The 15,959-nt window shown below is 41.5% G+C and carries 22 protein-coding genes; 14 read left to right on the forward strand and 8 right to left on the reverse strand.

What is annotated here, in order from left to right; all coding sequences use genetic code 11:
• Window positions 1-8 precede the first annotated feature (8 nt).
• Window positions 9-224 (reverse strand): hypothetical protein, encoded by a 216-nt coding sequence (locus tag KRP56_04805; protein ID UAL08465.1) that lies wholly within the window; start codon window positions 222-224, stop codon window positions 9-11.
• 175 nt (window positions 225-399) lie between these two features.
• Here KRP56_04805 and KRP56_04810 point away from each other — a divergent pair, with 175 nt between their 5' ends.
• Window positions 400-1,314: a DUF5685 family protein gene (locus KRP56_04810; GenBank protein UAL07166.1), complete on the forward strand. Its 915-nt coding sequence runs from the start codon at window positions 400-402 to the stop codon at window positions 1,312-1,314.
• Here KRP56_04810 and KRP56_04815 read toward each other — a convergent pair.
• The gene (locus KRP56_04815; GenBank protein ID UAL07167.1) at window positions 1,306-1,560 is read right to left on the reverse strand and encodes a hypothetical protein; all 255 of its coding nucleotides are present in this window, start codon (window positions 1,558-1,560) and stop codon (window positions 1,306-1,308) included. The genes KRP56_04810 and KRP56_04815 overlap by 9 nt on opposite strands.
• A 68-nt stretch (window positions 1,561-1,628) precedes the next feature.
• On the opposite strand from KRP56_04815, the gene KRP56_04820 reads away from it, so the two are divergent.
• Window positions 1,629-2,192, forward strand: coding sequence for a chorismate mutase (locus KRP56_04820; protein UAL07168.1), 564 nt, complete (start codon window positions 1,629-1,631; stop codon window positions 2,190-2,192).
• Here the strand turns inward: KRP56_04820 and KRP56_04825 are convergent.
• Window positions 2,170-2,715, reverse strand: coding sequence for a GNAT family N-acetyltransferase (locus KRP56_04825; GenBank protein UAL07169.1), 546 nt, complete (start codon window positions 2,713-2,715; stop codon window positions 2,170-2,172). The genes KRP56_04820 and KRP56_04825 overlap by 23 nt on opposite strands.
• A gap of 16 nt (window positions 2,716-2,731) precedes the next feature.
• Entirely contained in the window at window positions 2,732-3,151 is a 420-nt protein-coding gene (locus KRP56_04830) for a hypothetical protein (GenBank protein ID UAL07170.1), read from the reverse strand.
• 349 nt (window positions 3,152-3,500) lie between these two features.
• Between KRP56_04830 and KRP56_04835 the strand changes: the two genes are divergently transcribed.
• The 3 genes from KRP56_04835 (at window position 3,501) to KRP56_04845 (ending at window position 6,956) form a co-directional block, all read left to right on the forward strand.
• Window positions 3,501-4,901, forward strand: a complete 1,401-nt coding sequence (locus KRP56_04835) for an MFS transporter (protein ID UAL07171.1) — start codon at window positions 3,501-3,503, stop codon at window positions 4,899-4,901.
• 172 nt (window positions 4,902-5,073) lie between these two features.
• The gene (locus KRP56_04840; GenBank protein UAL07172.1) at window positions 5,074-5,703 is read left to right on the forward strand and encodes an InlB B-repeat-containing protein; all 630 of its coding nucleotides are present in this window, start codon (window positions 5,074-5,076) and stop codon (window positions 5,701-5,703) included.
• A gap of 332 nt (window positions 5,704-6,035) precedes the next feature.
• Entirely contained in the window at window positions 6,036-6,956 is a 921-nt protein-coding gene (locus KRP56_04845) for a DMT family transporter (protein ID UAL07173.1), read from the forward strand.
• A 26-nt stretch (window positions 6,957-6,982) separates the two neighbouring features.
• On the opposite strand, the gene KRP56_04850 is transcribed toward KRP56_04845, so the two are convergent.
• Window positions 6,983-7,471: a hypothetical protein gene (locus KRP56_04850; protein UAL07174.1), complete on the reverse strand. Its 489-nt coding sequence runs from the start codon at window positions 7,469-7,471 to the stop codon at window positions 6,983-6,985.
• A 152-nt stretch (window positions 7,472-7,623) separates the two neighbouring features.
• Between KRP56_04850 and KRP56_04855 the strand changes: the two genes are divergently transcribed.
• The 6 genes from KRP56_04855 to KRP56_04880 all read left to right on the forward strand — a co-directional run bounded on the left by KRP56_04855 (window position 7,624) and on the right by KRP56_04880 (window position 10,048).
• Window positions 7,624-7,848 carry a sulfurtransferase TusA family protein gene (locus KRP56_04855; GenBank protein ID UAL07175.1) on the forward strand — a complete coding sequence of 75 codons (225 nt, stop codon included), beginning with the start codon at window positions 7,624-7,626 and terminating at the stop codon, window positions 7,846-7,848.
• 103 nt (window positions 7,849-7,951) lie between these two features.
• Window positions 7,952-8,362, forward strand: a complete 411-nt coding sequence (locus tag KRP56_04860) for a DsrE/DsrF/DrsH-like family protein (protein ID UAL07176.1) — start codon at window positions 7,952-7,954, stop codon at window positions 8,360-8,362.
• 4 nt (window positions 8,363-8,366) lie between these two features.
• A complete protein-coding gene (gene tusB, locus KRP56_04865) occupies window positions 8,367-8,666 on the forward strand; it encodes a sulfurtransferase complex subunit TusB (protein UAL07177.1) in 300 nt (99 codons plus the stop codon).
• 8 nt (window positions 8,667-8,674) lie between these two features.
• Window positions 8,675-9,031 (forward strand): DsrE family protein, encoded by a 357-nt coding sequence (locus tag KRP56_04870; GenBank protein ID UAL07178.1) that lies wholly within the window; start codon window positions 8,675-8,677, stop codon window positions 9,029-9,031.
• Between the two features lies 1 nt (window position 9,032).
• Entirely contained in the window at window positions 9,033-9,395 is a 363-nt protein-coding gene (locus KRP56_04875; GenBank protein ID UAL07179.1) for a DsrE family protein, read from the forward strand.
• 152 nt (window positions 9,396-9,547) lie between these two features.
• Window positions 9,548-10,048 (forward strand): hypothetical protein, encoded by a 501-nt coding sequence (locus KRP56_04880; protein UAL07180.1) that lies wholly within the window; start codon window positions 9,548-9,550, stop codon window positions 10,046-10,048.
• A gap of 128 nt (window positions 10,049-10,176) precedes the next feature.
• On the opposite strand, the gene KRP56_04885 is transcribed toward KRP56_04880, so the two are convergent.
• Window positions 10,177-10,746, reverse strand: a complete 570-nt coding sequence (locus tag KRP56_04885) for a hypothetical protein (protein ID UAL07181.1) — start codon at window positions 10,744-10,746, stop codon at window positions 10,177-10,179.
• A gap of 51 nt (window positions 10,747-10,797) precedes the next feature.
• Between KRP56_04885 and KRP56_04890 the strand changes: the two genes are divergently transcribed.
• From KRP56_04890 to KRP56_04900, 3 genes are all read left to right on the forward strand, one after another.
• Window positions 10,798-11,697: a hypothetical protein gene (locus KRP56_04890; GenBank protein UAL07182.1), complete on the forward strand. Its 900-nt coding sequence runs from the start codon at window positions 10,798-10,800 to the stop codon at window positions 11,695-11,697.
• A gap of 118 nt (window positions 11,698-11,815) precedes the next feature.
• Window positions 11,816-12,541 (forward strand): hypothetical protein, encoded by a 726-nt coding sequence (locus KRP56_04895; protein ID UAL07183.1) that lies wholly within the window; start codon window positions 11,816-11,818, stop codon window positions 12,539-12,541.
• Window positions 12,542-12,719: 178 nt separating this feature from the next.
• The gene (locus tag KRP56_04900; protein UAL07184.1) at window positions 12,720-13,175 is read left to right on the forward strand and encodes a zinc ribbon domain-containing protein; all 456 of its coding nucleotides are present in this window, start codon (window positions 12,720-12,722) and stop codon (window positions 13,173-13,175) included.
• Between the two features lie 100 nt (window positions 13,176-13,275).
• On the opposite strand, the gene KRP56_04905 is transcribed toward KRP56_04900, so the two are convergent.
• On the reverse strand, window positions 13,276-14,667 hold the full coding sequence (locus KRP56_04905; GenBank protein ID UAL07185.1) for an MFS transporter: 1,392 nt from the start codon (window positions 14,665-14,667) through the stop codon (window positions 13,276-13,278).
• Window positions 14,668-15,023: 356 nt separating this feature from the next.
• On the reverse strand, window positions 15,024-15,662 hold the full coding sequence (locus KRP56_04910) for a TetR/AcrR family transcriptional regulator (protein ID UAL07186.1): 639 nt from the start codon (window positions 15,660-15,662) through the stop codon (window positions 15,024-15,026).
• Window positions 15,663-15,959: the final 297 nt, after the last annotated feature.

A 15,959-nucleotide genomic window follows, 5' to 3' on the forward strand; every position in this document is an offset into this window, starting at 1 on the left:
GATCAGGATCAGAACGGCCAATATGTCCAAACGCCGTTGAATCCGTGTGTGCAATAACAGCAACATGCACAGCACACTACTGCACCGCCTACTATGGCAAGATGCCATCCCATGGAATTACAATACCCTTTCTCACTACAGCAACTGTAATCACACGGTTTGTCACCACCGTGTTCAGCAGTATCAACGCGATCGTTATGGTCATTAGGGGCTTTCGCGTGCATAGCGATAGATGTGAATGCTGTAGGGGACTGGCTCATGTAAAGCGAGGTCAGTTCCTCAATAGATGAAGAGTTGTTGGACATGATTTCACCTGACCGACTGGCATCGGTACCTTCCACCGAAATCGATACGAATATATTAAAGGTTCGAACCATTCCCCAATAAACATCACGAAATATGTTCGGCTATACGCTCCCTCGCTACGATAAGATGTCCTCTTCCGACCTGGCAATATACCAGAGATATTACTGTGAGACGTGCCATCAACTCAAACAGGAATTCGGACTCGTTTCTACCGCAACTGTGAACTATGATATGACATTCAACACAATTGTTATCAACTCTATCGCTGGCGACATACTGGATTTTGAAGGAACCAAAAGATCACCGTTCTGTGTATTCTCAGATCCTAAGGCCGATTCAGATATGATGAGAAAAATGGCAGCATATACCGTACTCCTGACCAAATGGGAACTTGTCGATGACGATATAGACAAACCATCTCTGAGAACGGACCTGATCTCGCTAACCCTCGGAAAGGCAATCGCTAAAGCCGAGAAACTGTATCCCGAATACGATAGGACCGTCGGAGAAGGATTTGGCAGATTGCATGACCTCGAAAAATCAGAATGCACTAATGCAATTAAAATGGGAAATGTATTCGGAAGGGCACTTTCAGTTGCTTTGAGTGATTTTGCTGGCGAAAAAACAAACAATACCCTAGAAGATCTGTTTACACAGCTAACCACATTGGTATATGTGCTTGATGCCATAGATGACCTGGATGAGGACTATATTGACGAAACTTACAATCCATATCTGACCAATTGTGAAATGTTCATTAACAAAAAGGATTACATCTCAAAGAATGTCTATTATTTATCTGATACAGTGAACAGCATCGTTGGTTCCATGCAAAGATCCTACAATGATGTAAAAAAGGACATGCGTGCCTGTACTGGAGTATCTGATAACATCATATACTTTGGTTTGCCGGAATCAGCAAAGAATGTACTATCTGGAACAAGCCAAGCGAAAGCAAGTGTGAAGAATGTGCTCAAAGGACACAAGGAACGTAATGCCTCATATTGAACGTCTTCCACATGGGTCATAATCAGTACATACATCTAACGTATCCACGCGGACCCCTTTTCTTGAACATGCCGTCACACCTTGATCCACGATTAAACTCCTACAATTCTCACAAGACCCCGGACGATATCTCTCACATGTATTCTCCATTTGGGTCCTTTCATCTCTAATTGTACATAGCCAGATCATATCCGAATGTATGCAAAATCTACATGTCTTGCACTTACGGTAATTCTCATTTGTCATCTATACCTGATTGCAGTATCGATAGATAAAACAGAAAGTAACAAAAACCACATGTCTATACGGATGCTATGAAGATCAGGATAAGTTACATGGGAATTCCTTTTTCCAATTCCGAAGAGGCCGCCAACAAGTTCGCGGCATCCATGGAATGGGATAGCATAGAACTTATTCCCATGATAACCTCGCAAGGCGTAGTTAACTCCCTTACATCCGGTGAATGCGACTATGGTGTCGTAGCATCCAGTAATATCACCGCAGGACCGGTCATAGAGACCCAGGTAGCTTTGAAAGGGAGAAACGATATAATCGGCGTATCAACGGACATTGTTCCGATACACCACTGTGTCTTTGTAAAAGACAAAAATATCCGTATAAGAACTGTATCTTCTCATATACAGGCACTCCTTCAGACCAAGGGCACTCTAGAAAAACTATATCCTGGCACAACTAGACTTGAAGTCGAGGATACAGCCTATGCAGCAAAAATGTTAGCAGGCGGAGAGCTGCCTGACGACACTGCCGTCGTATGCAGAAAGAATGCCGGAGAATATTATGGTCTATTCATGGCTCACGAGAACATAGAGGACCGTAAGGATAACATGACCACATTCACACTTCTAAAGATGTCATGATGTCTCTACGTTCGATCCGTCCAAGTGTATAATGACGAACCTGATTTCTCTTCTTGCAAAGGTCTTCGAATTCCAACACCTTCTTGAAATTTGCTTTCTCCATACATCTTCCTGATGCTTCATTCTCCGAATCGTAACGTGCCTGTATCCAAAGATAATCAGTATTGTCGAATATCCATCTACATACCGCACATAGGGCCTCGGTCATTATCCCTTTGTTCCAATGATCCTTAGAAAGACAATATCCCAGCTCACAATATCTCTTGTTTGGGAAATCCTGCACCGCAGATATACTGCCGATGGGCATGTTATACTTTTTTTGCGTTATGCACCAGTCCATGGAACCAAAACGATATTCACTGATACACGATGCGATATAAATCGCTGTGACATTGATGTCCGAATGAGCATTCCATGTTAGAAACTCTGTGACATCCTGATCGGACATCCAGCTATCATAACATGTTGGAACATCCGCCATCGTAAAACGCCTCAGATGAAGACGTTCGGTGAATATGGGCATCGTCATATCACAGGAATTATATCCTGATGGAACAGTTGGCATAACCCTCACGAATAATACCATATATGACACTGAACGGAATGGACGTTTTGACAGCTATGCCTGTACAAGTGTCTCCTTTCTTGTATGCGTCCAAAATCGACTTGACGAGTTGATCATCGTTGACAGATGATGATATCTTTCTCGATTCTAAAACATCGACCTTCTTGATGTTCTTCTTCTCAATACTCCATGAGGTGGACCTGCATTTAGGACATCTTTTCGGAGGCCAATCTCTCTTAGCCGTCCATTTATGTGAACATCTAAGGCAGTCGTATGTCCTCGGTGCTTCATTCCAATGGTATGTCCCACAACTTGGACATCTGCGAGGGTCCTCACTTGTAGACCCCCATTCATAATTGCATCTTGCACAGGTCTTCAACTCAAAAGGCTTCATCCATATGGTAGACCTGCACGAAGGACAGTTACGGGGTATGCTATCCGTCTTCCTAGGCTTCCAGTGATAGGAACAACGTGAACACACGTAATATTTCGGTACTAGTATACCATTCCCGCTTTGAGCATTACCCGCCAAGACCTTCTGATCCCCTACTACCAGAATATGTATCCAACTTAAAATATTATCCGTATATTCTTCATTGAAAGGACTATGAAATTCCGAATAATCTAATGAAAACATTACGACATCCAAAGAAAATTTGTACTCAATAATAACGTCTATTGTCGATACCGAATGCCGCTGTTGGTCGTATAAGTTTGATATATTTGCATTATATTCACGGCCTATGCACAACGCCTATGGGATAGACAGAAAACATATGCTTATTCTGTTCGTTGTGGCATTTGTATCTTTGGCCGACGGAATGGACGGCAGCATTGCCAATATCGCCCTACCGACCTTGGCCGATGAAATGGGCACAGACACCGGAACAATTTCCTGGGTGACGGTCACATATTATATGATGGTCGCAGGAACCATACTACTTTTCGCAAGAATTGCGAGTAACGGTGCCATCAGAAAAATATTGATCCTCGGACTTGTCCTTTTCGCCGCCGGCTCACTTATGTGCGGTCTTTCTCAAACCCTACCTGTACTTCTCATTGCAAGAGTTATTCAGGGTACAGGTGCGGCCATGATGGGTGCTGCAGCACCGATGATATGCGTTGAATATCTTCCCAGGAACAAACTTGGTCTTGGATTCGGCGTCATAACCCTGGGATGTTCCATAGGGTATGCCACAGGACCCGCTATCGGAGGATTCATAATCGACGCGCTCTCGTGGCATTGGACATTCTTTATCAGCGTACCCCTTGCAATAATCGTCATGCCCATAATGCTGATCGCGATACCAAAAGACAGTCCAACAAAAGGAAAACATATTGATATCAAAGGCGCCGTGATCTTACTGCTAATGACGTTCTTCGGCATTTATGCTCTGCAGAGATGCTGTTATGAGGGCGAATTCTTGATGTCTATTATCGCAACAGTACTTTTCTTTGTACTTTTAATATTATTCGTATTCGTTGAACTTCGGAAAAAGAACCCAATACTGAACGTACGCGTGTTCATGAACAGAGACTTCAACTATGTTTTCGTGGCATTCCTCATTATCAATCTGGTGTATATGGGAATGTTATATCTCATACCCTTCTATCTGCAAATAAATCTGGGGCTTTCCGCATCCCTTAGCGGTGTGTATCTGCTCATTCCATCTATCGTGACCCTCATCTTCGTCATGCCGCTTTCAAGAAAATCAGATTTCATGGGAAGAAGGCTTTTCAGCATAATCTCATGTATCTTGCTACTAGTATCATGTTTGATCTGGGTGTTCTTCTCACCATTGAAAATGATAATACCTTTGATAATTGCGTTCGTCTTAATGGGCCTTACATGGTCCACATGCGGAGGTGCCATGGCCAGCCGTATTGTGGAAAAGACCGAGAATGAAAGCCGTGAGATGGGGTCGTCCCTTATGAACGAGGCCGTTTACATTGGGTGCGCAGTAGGTACCGCACTTTATGCGATGATATTCATATTCTACACTGGTTCAGGAAACATTGATTTCGCCGATCTTCCTCCTGACGTCTTCCTCAAAGGATTCGTATTCACATTGATCGTATCCGCGATACTATGTGCTATTGCCCTCTTCATGTCGACAGTTGTCAAAGATAAGAACGATGCTTAAATCCCATGATAATTCAGGAAATAGGACATCTTCATTACAAAGATGTCAAAATATTTGATTATAGTATTTAGCTCATTAAAAATGACCCTTCTTGATTTTTTTGATGTTCCCGTACTGTATTCTACAATCGGTCCGATGTAAACTTATTATACGTCACAATTAACTGAGGCACATGGCGAAAAAAAATATCCTCATTGCAATTACAGCAGTGGTCTTGGTCATTGTAGTGGTTGCGATCACAGCATCACTTTCAAATAATGATCCAAAAGAAGAGGAAGTAACTTACAACGGTAACGGAGGTTTGACCATAAGCGGCGAGAGTGTGGCCGTATCCTCAGATGAAACCGTTCAACCATGCATGTTTATCTACAACAGCTACGCATTTGACAGCTGGAACACAAAAGTGGATGGCAGCGGTACCACATATACAGAAGGCGAATCTGTAGACTATGGAACTGTACTCTATGCCCAATGGACCGAAACATATGCTGTTACAGGTTATTCCATTGATATTGGTCCCCTTACCCTGAATTTCAACGGTGAGATCGTGGATACAAGTTCACTTGTTATTGTGTTCCCCGATGTATTGCCTACATCTATCATCACATTGACTGGTATCCCCGATTGGGAATATTCTGGAGGTATATTTTCATGTGTATACGAAGGCAATACATATACTCTGACGATAACTGTGATCGATGCGGATAATGTGACCTGCACCCTTGTTGATGATATTCCAACAATAACAATAGAGACAACAAGCAATATCGAACTTTCACTAATGTTTGTTATATCCGAGTAAGAAAAACCCTTTCCAAACCCCTTATTTTTTATTCATAGTACACATAAATGAAATTTCCTCCGATCCATTGAATGTGTGGTTTGGATACTGTACGACATTATGAAAAAAATTTGAATTTACAATGCATTTTTACCGGCAAAGTGTTAAATATTTTCCATTACTGAAGAATATCTGTCTAAGAATACAAGAGACTCGCGTTCGATGATTGCCCCCTTTAGATCAACATAAATGTCAACGCTTACGATAAACGATTGAAATACAAAGTGAACAAATTTTAAATTGATGATAGAAATCTAAACCCCGTAAAAACCCAAATGTATGTAAGGTTCTAAATGAAAGACTTAGGAGAAGATATTACCGGCCATCTGCTAGCGTTGATCACCATCTTGATCTGGGGAACTACTTTCGTATCGACAAAGATGTTGCTAGATTATTTTTCTCCAGTAGAGATATTGTTCATGAGGTTCGTGATCGGATTTGCAGTCTTGGTCGTCATTTGTCCTCATCTGTTAAAGGTCAGAGATAAAAAACATGAGATGTATTTTGCCGCTGCAGGTCTGTGCGGCGTAACACTCTACTATCTTCTAGAAAATATGGCCTTGTCTTATACGCTTGCCTCCAATGTTGGAGTGATAATCTCGATTGCACCTTTCATAACAGCAATATTCGCACATTTCTTTATCAAAAACGAGAAATTCAGAATACAGTTCTTTATCGGTTTTATTATTGCAGTGGCTGGAATATCACTCATAAGCTTTAATGGGTCCAATGTCCTCGAATTGAATCCATTAGGCGATCTTCTAACGGTTCTGGCCGCAATAGCCTGGGCGGCATATTCTATATTGACCAAGAAGATTGCAGAATTCCATTACAACATGATATTGGCAACACGCAGGATCTTCTTATACGGACTTATATTTATGATACCCGAACTTCTCGTATTCGGATTCGCCCCTGATGTTAACGCACTAATGCAGCCTACCAATCTATTCAACATATTGTTCCTGGGAATAGGCGCATCGGCGATCTGTTTCTTGACATGGAACTCTGCGGTTAAGATGCTCGGCGTAGTAAAAACCAGTGTTTATATCTATTTGGGTCCTGTGATCACTGTGATAACGTCTCTCCTAGTATTACATGAAAATATCACCATCGTTGCAATAATAGGAATGATACTTACCCTTGCTGGACTGATAATATCAAGGAACGGGATCATAAGAAAAAAGAAGGATGTTGTTGATGATGTCCCCTGACAAATATGATTTTAGAACAATGATGATCAGAATCTGACAAACATCTCGTTGAATTCCACCGTGGTACATCCTTTGCAGAATTCTTCGATATTGAATTGAGCAGCCTGTGCCTTCGCATGGTCCCTTTTATTTTCATCGACGATGAAGATCGTATCATCGGATTCGAATATCACATATTTGATGTAATCATTGGCAAACCTCACCTCCGCTGAGAATCCGTTATAAACAGCTTCCTTAAGATTATCAACCATGAACTCAAATGTGCAGGTCCTGTATTGTGGAAGATCGTCCTCCACATTGTATTTTATCAAGTTCTGGCCCTCGGTCCTGGATGCAATGATGTTGCGACTCACTTTTGAATCATCATAAACACGGTACACGCTGAAATCAGCATTTATACGATCCTCTATGACAGGATGGTCGAAAATCCATAGCTCTATTATATCCTTGTTGCACATGACCACTTCTTTCATATCCGATTCCAACTGAACGCGCTTATTAATTATGCGTTGCATGGATTTAATGATATCAAGACACGTAATTGATTGATTTTGTTGATCTGAACGTTGTCCTCGCAATGGTTTTATTAAAAAATCTGAATGAACCATATTAAAAATTAAGAAACGTTTATATTCGCACAAGTTGATTGAAAATTGGGTGTTACAAAATGGTCGACATTCTAGACTGCAAAGGACTTATGTGTCCTATGCCCGTCGTTCAATTGGCTAAGAAGATCAAAGCCATAGAGATAGGTCAAGAATTAGAATTGATCTCTGATGATGTCGGTTCCAAAGAAGATATTCCTGCATGGTGCCAAAGGACCGGCAATCAACTAATCGAAATGAAGGAGTCAGGTAAAACCTACACGTATCGTATAAAAAGACTCAGATGAAACCAAAGGAAATCATGTGATTTCCATATGAACAGTGATTAACATGACGCATGTTGACATTATATCGATATCTGACCAAAGATGAATCTTGAGATGATGATCAATGGATGAAACAAAAAAAGTAGCAATAGTTGTGTCTGAATGCTCTTTTGATAAGGGCGTGATGGCGATGATGATAGCAAATACTGCGGCGAGTATGGGAATGGAAGTACATGTGTTCTTCACATTTTTTGGATTGAACCTATTGAAAAAAGGTGCCAGGCCCAAACTCTCTGGCATGTATCGTTTGTTCACTGGAACATTTGAGAAAAAGATGTCTAAGGTCGGGATCCCCAAATTTGGTGAACAACTGAGTATGGCCAAAGATCAGGGTGTGAACATATATGCGTGCAGTACGTCCATGGCCTTGATGGGTGTTAAAGAGGAAAATATGACCGATGGCGTAAAGATCATAGGTGCAGCCGGTTTTCTGAACATTGCTGCAGATTCGGATATGCAATACTTCATTGGATGATAACTTGACCTCTACATTGTTCATTCTGCTAAAATCCCCCTACGAATATCGTGACCTGAACATAATCAATATGTTGAAAGGAGATAGGTCAGGAGTTATACTGTTCGAAGATGCGACGCTATTCTCAGTTTATAGCGAGAGAAGAACAGACCTTTTGAAGGTTGTCGATAGGGTCTTTGTCATCGATGACGACCTAGAGGCAAGAGGATTCAAAGGTAAGGCTGGAGAAGGAACAGAGGTCATTGACTATCCACATGCAATAGACCTGATAATGGATGGATACGATCAAACGATCACATTGTGAGGCATATTATGGGAATATTAACGATACAGATAAGATCCGGTACCATGATGAATATGGACCCTAATGTAGCATTGAAATTGACCAGGGCCGCCATTGATAAAGGCCACAAGGTCAAGATATTCTGTTATGGAGAAGGAGTGACCCTCATAAAAGCTGGCCAGAATCCAAAGAGATTTCCCAATGTTGGCAACATGATCGAAGAATTCGCTTCCTTGGGGGTGGAGATCGTAATTTGTGAGACGTGCGGTTATGCGCGCGGCATCCAAAGAGGAGAAGAGATAAAAGGAACGAAGGTAGGAAGCATAACTAACGATTTCTCGCTCTTTGTCTCGGAAAGCGACCGTCTTGTAACAATATCCAGGTGATATGATGGCTGATAAAATCATTGTTTTGATAAGAAAACCACCTTATGGAACAGAGGAGGCATTCGCAGGAGCCAGGTTGGCTCTTGGTGGACTTGTGAGCGGAGTGATCGCAAAGGCAGATGTCCTTCTTATCGAAGATGGCACATTGAATGCTATAGATTCTCAGGTACCCACGGCAATAGGGATGCCATCCAACGGAGATGCACTTCAAGACATAATCGATATGGGCGGAGAGGTCTTCTGTGTAACGGAGGACCTTGATCAACGGATCGATGGCGCGAAGGTCTTAGACGGTGTCAAATTGATACATCGGACCGAAGTACGCAGTATTGTTGATAGGTATCAGATCGTCAACACTTTCTGATCCAATCCCTATCAACTGTCTTTTACCTTTGAATTATCGTATGATATCGACTAATTAATGATGTGCCTTCCACCACTTCAACACGATTATTTGTCTTTTAAATATGCAAGAACAAGATAACAGTTATAACCGCACACATCCATCTTAAGAACATGCAGTTTCGTGTATGTGAATTAGTCAAAACGAAAGGCGTTGTACTGCCTTTGGCAATACTTCGCATAATGATAGGTTTCATGCTTCTGTGGGCATTCTTCGATAAGATGTTTGGTCTAGGCCTCTCTACCCCGGCAGGATCCGGTATGATAGATGGGGGATCGCCGACGCACGGATTCCTTTCTGGCAGCAACACGCTAAGTTTCCTAGCAGCCTATTCCAACATCCTTGACGTCGTGATCATGTTGGCATTCCTGCTGATAGGCATAGCCCTTATGCTCGGCATTGGTATGAAGATCGCAACGATAACGGGGGCCCTTGTGTTCTTAATGATGTATATAGCGCTGTTCCCACCCGAGAACAATCCCATACTCGACGACCACATAATCTACATCTTCGTCCTGATGGCGGTGTACATGGCTAATGCAGGCTCCTATCTCGGACTAGGGAACTGGTGGAAGGAACAGAAGATCGTAAAGAGGTTCCCATTCTTGGAATGACTGAAATGGACCGTATCGGTCGAAAACAAACATTTTCCCAACTTCAATTTTAAATGGCCGTAAGGATCAATATTCTTTCAGCAGATACGCGAAGAAACACGAACCTTTCTTAACAATGACCTCCCACGTCAGTCATCTGAATGATCATGATATCTGAAGGACATCCTGTTCTTGCTGAACGGATCAATAAAAAATACCAGATATATCCAATCCTTGATCCCTTTTTCTTTCGAATAAGGCGGAGTGAACATTCTTCTGACCGAAGGAGTGAACATATACAGTATCACTATCGCCATTATCACTATCATCAACGTTGGACGTATGGAAATAGGGCCAACGGTCATATCGAGGTCGAACACAGAGAATCTTATGAACATGCTGAGAACCGACAACAGTATGTAAATTCCAGATAGCCTTACGATCGATCCCCAGGCACTCCTATTGCGCGAAAGAAGCCAGAATGCTGCTATAAGATACCTGAAATACAGACCTAATAGGACGATCATCAAAAGGAAATAGATCAATATGTCGACCATTGACCTTGTCAATATGATCTCGTCCACTTCCAACATAGCTCTGTAAAGGTATACAGAAGCAACGAACAATGCCAATGCCATCACGACCAACATGGACTTTGGTGGATTCTTCAACTTATCCATGTATTCTTTCTTGTCCAGAGGCGGAATGCATTGCTCCATGCAAGGATATATCGCGTTCATTTAAAATAATCTGTCTTTGTTACGAGTACGATGAATAGGGATCTGATCGATGCCACCGACAAGGTTCTCAAGACAATACTTGGCCGAACATGGACGGACCTCGTTTTCCGTCCTTCATTGGTCCTAGTAGTGATCTTTTCATATATTTTCTACGCAACCTATTACATTTACAGGGTCCACGTATCATCTTTGACCTCATCCAATCCAGATATGCTCGTGGGAGACACCCTGATCCTGCTGATAGGTTCCCTTGTGGTAGTCCTGATCGCCGTGATACTAATGTTCGGTAACACAGCCCATGAGAAACACGAATCCGCCCTCAGAAGAGACCTAATAGAATATGTCAGAGTCAGGCAAGACAATGATTCAAGCGGTGTATCATCTACCCTTTTAGAACTCATCACCATAGATAAGAGCATTGTCGATATTAAAAATAGAAAAAAAGATACGATCAATCTTTTATTCATATTGGGCGTGGCAATCGTGTTCGTATCACTGAGCCTCATACCTAACCTCGGCCTTTATCAAGAGATATTCATGATCCTGAACTATACCCTCACGATTGGTATAGCTATGATTGCCTTGCCTTCCCTAAGCACGTTCCTCTCAGATCATGAAAAAGGAACAGTGAGATTCTGTAATAAGCTGTGTGAGATCTCTGATGCTCTAAGATTGGGAATAGCTCCTTTGGATCTTAAGACCGTAGATATGCCTCTAAAAAAATACAGGTTATACACTGTAGCTACCTTAGGTATCTTCGGAATATACTGGTTGACCCGTATATTCGCCATAAGGAACAAACACTACATGGAACAATGGTATTTCGAGGACTGCCTTTTTATGTCCTTAGAGGAACACATGGTGAATAAGATCGACCTATTCGATGGTGACATTAGAGAAACCATCATATCATCCCATAAGGATGCATAAATGTTATAGAATTTACCAACGCTACAAAATGCATCTTCATCAAGAGGATGCTGGTGGAACTGAATCATATGATTGGACTGATCAGAATTTACATTATATTTTCAGAAAAAGAGACACTATGAAAGCTTCTACGACGGAAAGGACAGCATATGCCATCCCGATGACCGAATCAGAATTGGTGGATGAACAGCCGAGAGATGCATTAGGAAGATTTACTGCAAAGAAGAGGGTCGTCCTTATCGATGAATATGGAGATATGGGAACAAACAAAGAATCAAAAAGATGGTTTGCCCTCACAGCGATGGTATCTGACCACCCTCATGAGTTAATGGAAATATCTCAAAGGTATGAACCCAACACGAAAGGAAAATTATACAGTAAAAGCAACGAATTAAAATTCATCACATCTTCGGATGAGACCCGTCTTTCGATACTGACGGACATCGCCAAAACAAAACCATCTATTTTTGCCATTGAAACAGACAAATGGAAAATTGACCCTTACAGCACTTGGCCAAGACAAGGATCAAAACTTTATGTAACAAGTGCAGGACTCCTCATGGACCAAGTTGCAAAGAATTTTAATGGCGAACTGCACGTGATGTTCGACAAGAACACAGCGCTTCAACCAATTGATGCCGTAAAAATATGCAGACAAGCAGGAAAGAAACATGGTAATCAAGTGATCTGCAACGACCCTGCTGCAGATTCGAGATATGAACTGCTAATGCAGACTAATGACTTTGTAACAGGTTCAATAGGTTTTAAGATGAACAGTCCTGAAAAGAACAGCGATAGATTCTTCAAGGTCATAGAGAATTTTACAAAAGAAATAAGAAAATGAAACTACGTGGGCCAGGTGTATGGCCGTTGTCTCTTGAGTTAACTTGAGGGCAATTTGTATAAATATTCAATACAAAAATATCTTATGCAGCCAATCTTCGTATGCTTTGAAGATCATCGATGAGAAAAAATAAGAATATATCGTATCAAGGATATATCGTATCAGAACAGGTAATATCATGTATTGCAGAAGATGTGGAAAAGTCATAGATAACAACTCCAAATTCTGTCCTGAATGTGGAGAACCTACGGGAACGGTACCACCATACGGTAATACATGCTACAATCAGAACCAGCAGTATAACAATACGTGTACAATGCCAAAAAAGGACGTGGGTGTGACTGTCATACTCGCCCTCGTAGGAGGCCTACTATTTTTCAACGGTATCGGACAGATATATGTTGGGAAGATAGGAAGAGGTCTATCCATAATGCTATTCGGATGGCTCCTTGGAGCGGCAACTATCATATCTATGATATCTTTCGACATCACCAATGTCAATATAACTTTTGGAACCTGGGTAATATTTGCTTTTTGTGAACTCGCACTTTTTATTTGGCAGGCTTATGATGCATATATGCTCGCTAACGAATACAATAAGAGGACATGTGAAACTGGACATCCCCCGTGGTAATGATTCGATGATCTGTGATCGATCTCGTGAGCTACCGTCCTTATCCAAATTAATTTGAATGATGTTTTTCACATCTGGATCTTTATATTTGAAAAATAAATTATTGATCTTTAATAGGTTTCCCTCTGAACCATGAGATAACAGCCCCGATTATACACAATGCAAGACATATCATGAACGTCAAATGTATCGAATCGATGAAATCTCCATAGTTTGAAGGAGTTATATCGCCCATATATCCCATGAATATGGATATGCATATCATGGCAATTCCCATCGATATCATCATCCCTATCTGACGAAAGACCGATGCCATGCCTGCGGCCTCGCCTTGATATTTCTTTGGCACTGAAGAGACAATAGCTGAGACATTGGGTGCGGAGAACAATGCCATACCGGCACCGAACACCAAAAGTATCAAAGCCATGTAGGCCAAAGATGTGTCCAATTCTATGAAAATCATCATTGCCGAACCTATGCATACTATGCCCATTCCTAACGTCGGCAATATGCGCTTATCTCTCATCCGATCAGACAGAGAACCTGCCCATATTGTGAAAAAAACCTGTACCAGAGGCTGAAGCATCATAAGGATTCCGGCCTCTGTCGCTGTCATTTCACCTATGCTTTGAAGATATAACGCCATGAAGAATGTGAGTGATGATGCAGCTGCATAGTTCATAAAAGCAGCTAGACAGGAACGCCTGAACATACTTATTCTAAAAAGTTCAACCTTCAGCACTGGCTGTTCCATTCCTTTCAGAAGATAAAAAGTGAACGCCAATGATATCGCTCCCAAAAATATGAGGATCAAAGCCCATGACTCAGTAATATAGGCCACCCCATACATGAGCATCAATATGGAGGCCATCCAAAGAATAGCGCCCTTTGTATCCATATTTTCTCCGCGCATCGGAGCGATCTCCTTTTTGAACCTCATAAAGAACACGAACGATAACACAGAGATAGGAACGACCAACACAAAGAGGACCCTCCATCCCATGACATCGGATATAGCTCCGCCGAGACTGGGGCCCACCGTGAATCCAACTAACATTACGGCCATGTAAACTCCAATGGCCCAGCCACGTTTTTCCAAAGGATATACTGCCGATAACATCGCCACACCGGTTACAGCAAGCACAGAAGAGCCAGCACCTAAAATAAAGCGCATTATCAGTAAAAATTCGAGATTGGGACTCATAGCAGATAATATGGCGGAGATAGTAACGACCACAAGACCGATCATCGACATTTTTCTCATGCCATATATGCTTGCGAAACGCGCGGCCGGTACCATGAACATGACCGATGCTATGAGAAAGGACGTGTTGATCATTGCAAGGGAATGAGCACCCACGCCGAAGTCCCTACCAATGCATGGTAAGGCCAAGCTCATCATCGTTCCCATGAGTGGAGTAAGTATGGACCCCACACATGTTGCCAAGAGGACCATCTTTGATTCCCTCTTGGAATAAACACTGTTTTCCACACGCCCGTTAGAACTTGATGGATAGATATTGATTTGGGTCTCTGGTACAAGTGGAACAACCGTATCATTCTAATTTTCAAAATAATGACACATACGATGAATATCTGTTAGAATGTTATAACAATTAACTATTGAACACAAACAAGAAAAATAAACCTAAGTGGATCCAAAAGACCCTCTTCATACTTTAGGAAAAATTTTAAATGATGACCATTCGACGTAGAGATCTTACTTCATATGACAATCAAATGAATATCATTGTGCCAGTGATGGGAATTTCAAATAATGCTTCTTACAATTTAATACAATTTGAACTATTAACATTTTTTGAATTGATATTTAAGGCCTTGAAATTTTTACGAGCCGCTTATCGCGTCCTTACCATCTTTAAGCTGCACTAAAATGATCCTAATGCTTCTGCCATATGTTCCGATGCACTCTTTTGTAACATCAGTGATATTGCGCGTAGAACTGTATATCGGGTATATTCCCACTGCAAGCGACATCTGTGTATCAAAGAAGAACGATGACTTCTCATAGTCCAGCTCCGGAACGAGCTTGCTTATCAACTTGATCATAGACTCCTTACTCTCAGAGATCTTTGTCCGAACCTCATCCAATTTCTCAGAGGACATGTTTTTCTCGAGAACCGTGTGCATTATGGAGTACAATTCTACCATTCTGCCGTGCCTCATCAAACACTCTGCCCACATATCTGCAATCTCATTGATATCGTATTTTTCCCCAGACTTGAAAGTCTTCTTTAGATCCTTGGCCCATTGCGCAACATCCATGCTCAATATTACGGCTACCACTTCTTCTTTGGTGGAAAAATAATTGTAAATTAGCGGCCTTGTCGCATTCAATCTCTTTGCTATTGCCTCGAACGTCAGACCATTAAATTTCTTTTCATCATAGATCTCAGAACTAGCAGTTATGATCTCATTCATCCGCGTCTCTTTATTTTTCTCAGATCTTGCACGTTGAAATTCCATTTTATCACTAATTTAATACCTATAGTTGATGTTGTTCGTGCGTATTTAATAATATTCATTGTGTATCTTAACTCGAATTAAGATACGCTCCGTAAGCAATAAATAGTTAGAATACGTTGTGTATCTTAAGGCTAAGGGTGACTGAAGCCTGGGAGAAAATAACATGACCGAAGTAAAACAGAGCTGGTTCTCGAAAACCAAAGCATCAATATCAAATAAATTCAAATCATCGAATTCTAAATGCAAAAAAGACAAAAAGTAAGGATACTGCCCGCTAATTACGGACAGGGATCTATT

The organism is Candidatus Methanogranum gryphiswaldense (assembly GCA_019262145.1).
Classification (GTDB): Archaea; Thermoplasmatota; Thermoplasmata; order Methanomassiliicoccales; family Methanomethylophilaceae; genus Methanogranum; species Methanogranum gryphiswaldense.

Coding starts and splice junctions, on each gene's coding strand:
- KRP56_04890 (UAL07182.1), top strand. CDS start 10,798: ATGAATAGGGATCTGATCGATGCCACCGACAAGGTTCTCAAGACAATA.
- KRP56_04855 (UAL07175.1), top strand. CDS start 7,624: ATGGTCGACATTCTAGACTGCAAAGGACTTATGTGTCCTATGCCCGTC.
- KRP56_04875 (UAL07179.1), top strand. CDS start 9,033: ATGATGGCTGATAAAATCATTGTTTTGATAAGAAAACCACCTTATGGA.
- KRP56_04900 (UAL07184.1), top strand. CDS start 12,720: ATGTATTGCAGAAGATGTGGAAAAGTCATAGATAACAACTCCAAATTC.
- KRP56_04870 (UAL07178.1), top strand. CDS start 8,675: ATGGGAATATTAACGATACAGATAAGATCCGGTACCATGATGAATATG.
- KRP56_04830 (UAL07170.1), bottom strand. CDS start 3,151: ATGAAGCCTTTTGAGTTGAAGACCTGTGCAAGATGCAATTATGAATGG.
- KRP56_04810 (UAL07166.1), top strand. CDS start 400: ATGTTCGGCTATACGCTCCCTCGCTACGATAAGATGTCCTCTTCCGAC.
- KRP56_04840 (UAL07172.1), top strand. CDS start 5,074: ATGGCGAAAAAAAATATCCTCATTGCAATTACAGCAGTGGTCTTGGTC.
- KRP56_04860 (UAL07176.1), top strand. CDS start 7,952: ATGGATGAAACAAAAAAAGTAGCAATAGTTGTGTCTGAATGCTCTTTT.
- KRP56_04895 (UAL07183.1), top strand. CDS start 11,816: ATGAAAGCTTCTACGACGGAAAGGACAGCATATGCCATCCCGATGACC.
- KRP56_04815 (UAL07167.1), bottom strand. CDS start 1,560: ATGACAAATGAGAATTACCGTAAGTGCAAGACATGTAGATTTTGCATA.
- KRP56_04805 (UAL08465.1), bottom strand. CDS start 224: ATGCACGCGAAAGCCCCTAATGACCATAACGATCGCGTTGATACTGCT.
- KRP56_04845 (UAL07173.1), top strand. CDS start 6,036: ATGAAAGACTTAGGAGAAGATATTACCGGCCATCTGCTAGCGTTGATC.
- KRP56_04850 (UAL07174.1), bottom strand. CDS start 7,471: ATGCAACGCATAATTAATAAGCGCGTTCAGTTGGAATCGGATATGAAA.
- KRP56_04825 (UAL07169.1), bottom strand. CDS start 2,715: ATGCCCATATTCACCGAACGTCTTCATCTGAGGCGTTTTACGATGGCG.
- KRP56_04820 (UAL07168.1), top strand. CDS start 1,629: ATGAAGATCAGGATAAGTTACATGGGAATTCCTTTTTCCAATTCCGAA.
- KRP56_04885 (UAL07181.1), bottom strand. CDS start 10,746: ATGGAGCAATGCATTCCGCCTCTGGACAAGAAAGAATACATGGATAAG.
- KRP56_04910 (UAL07186.1), bottom strand. CDS start 15,662: ATGGAATTTCAACGTGCAAGATCTGAGAAAAATAAAGAGACGCGGATG.
- KRP56_04835 (UAL07171.1), top strand. CDS start 3,501: ATGCACAACGCCTATGGGATAGACAGAAAACATATGCTTATTCTGTTC.
- KRP56_04880 (UAL07180.1), top strand. CDS start 9,548: ATGCAGTTTCGTGTATGTGAATTAGTCAAAACGAAAGGCGTTGTACTG.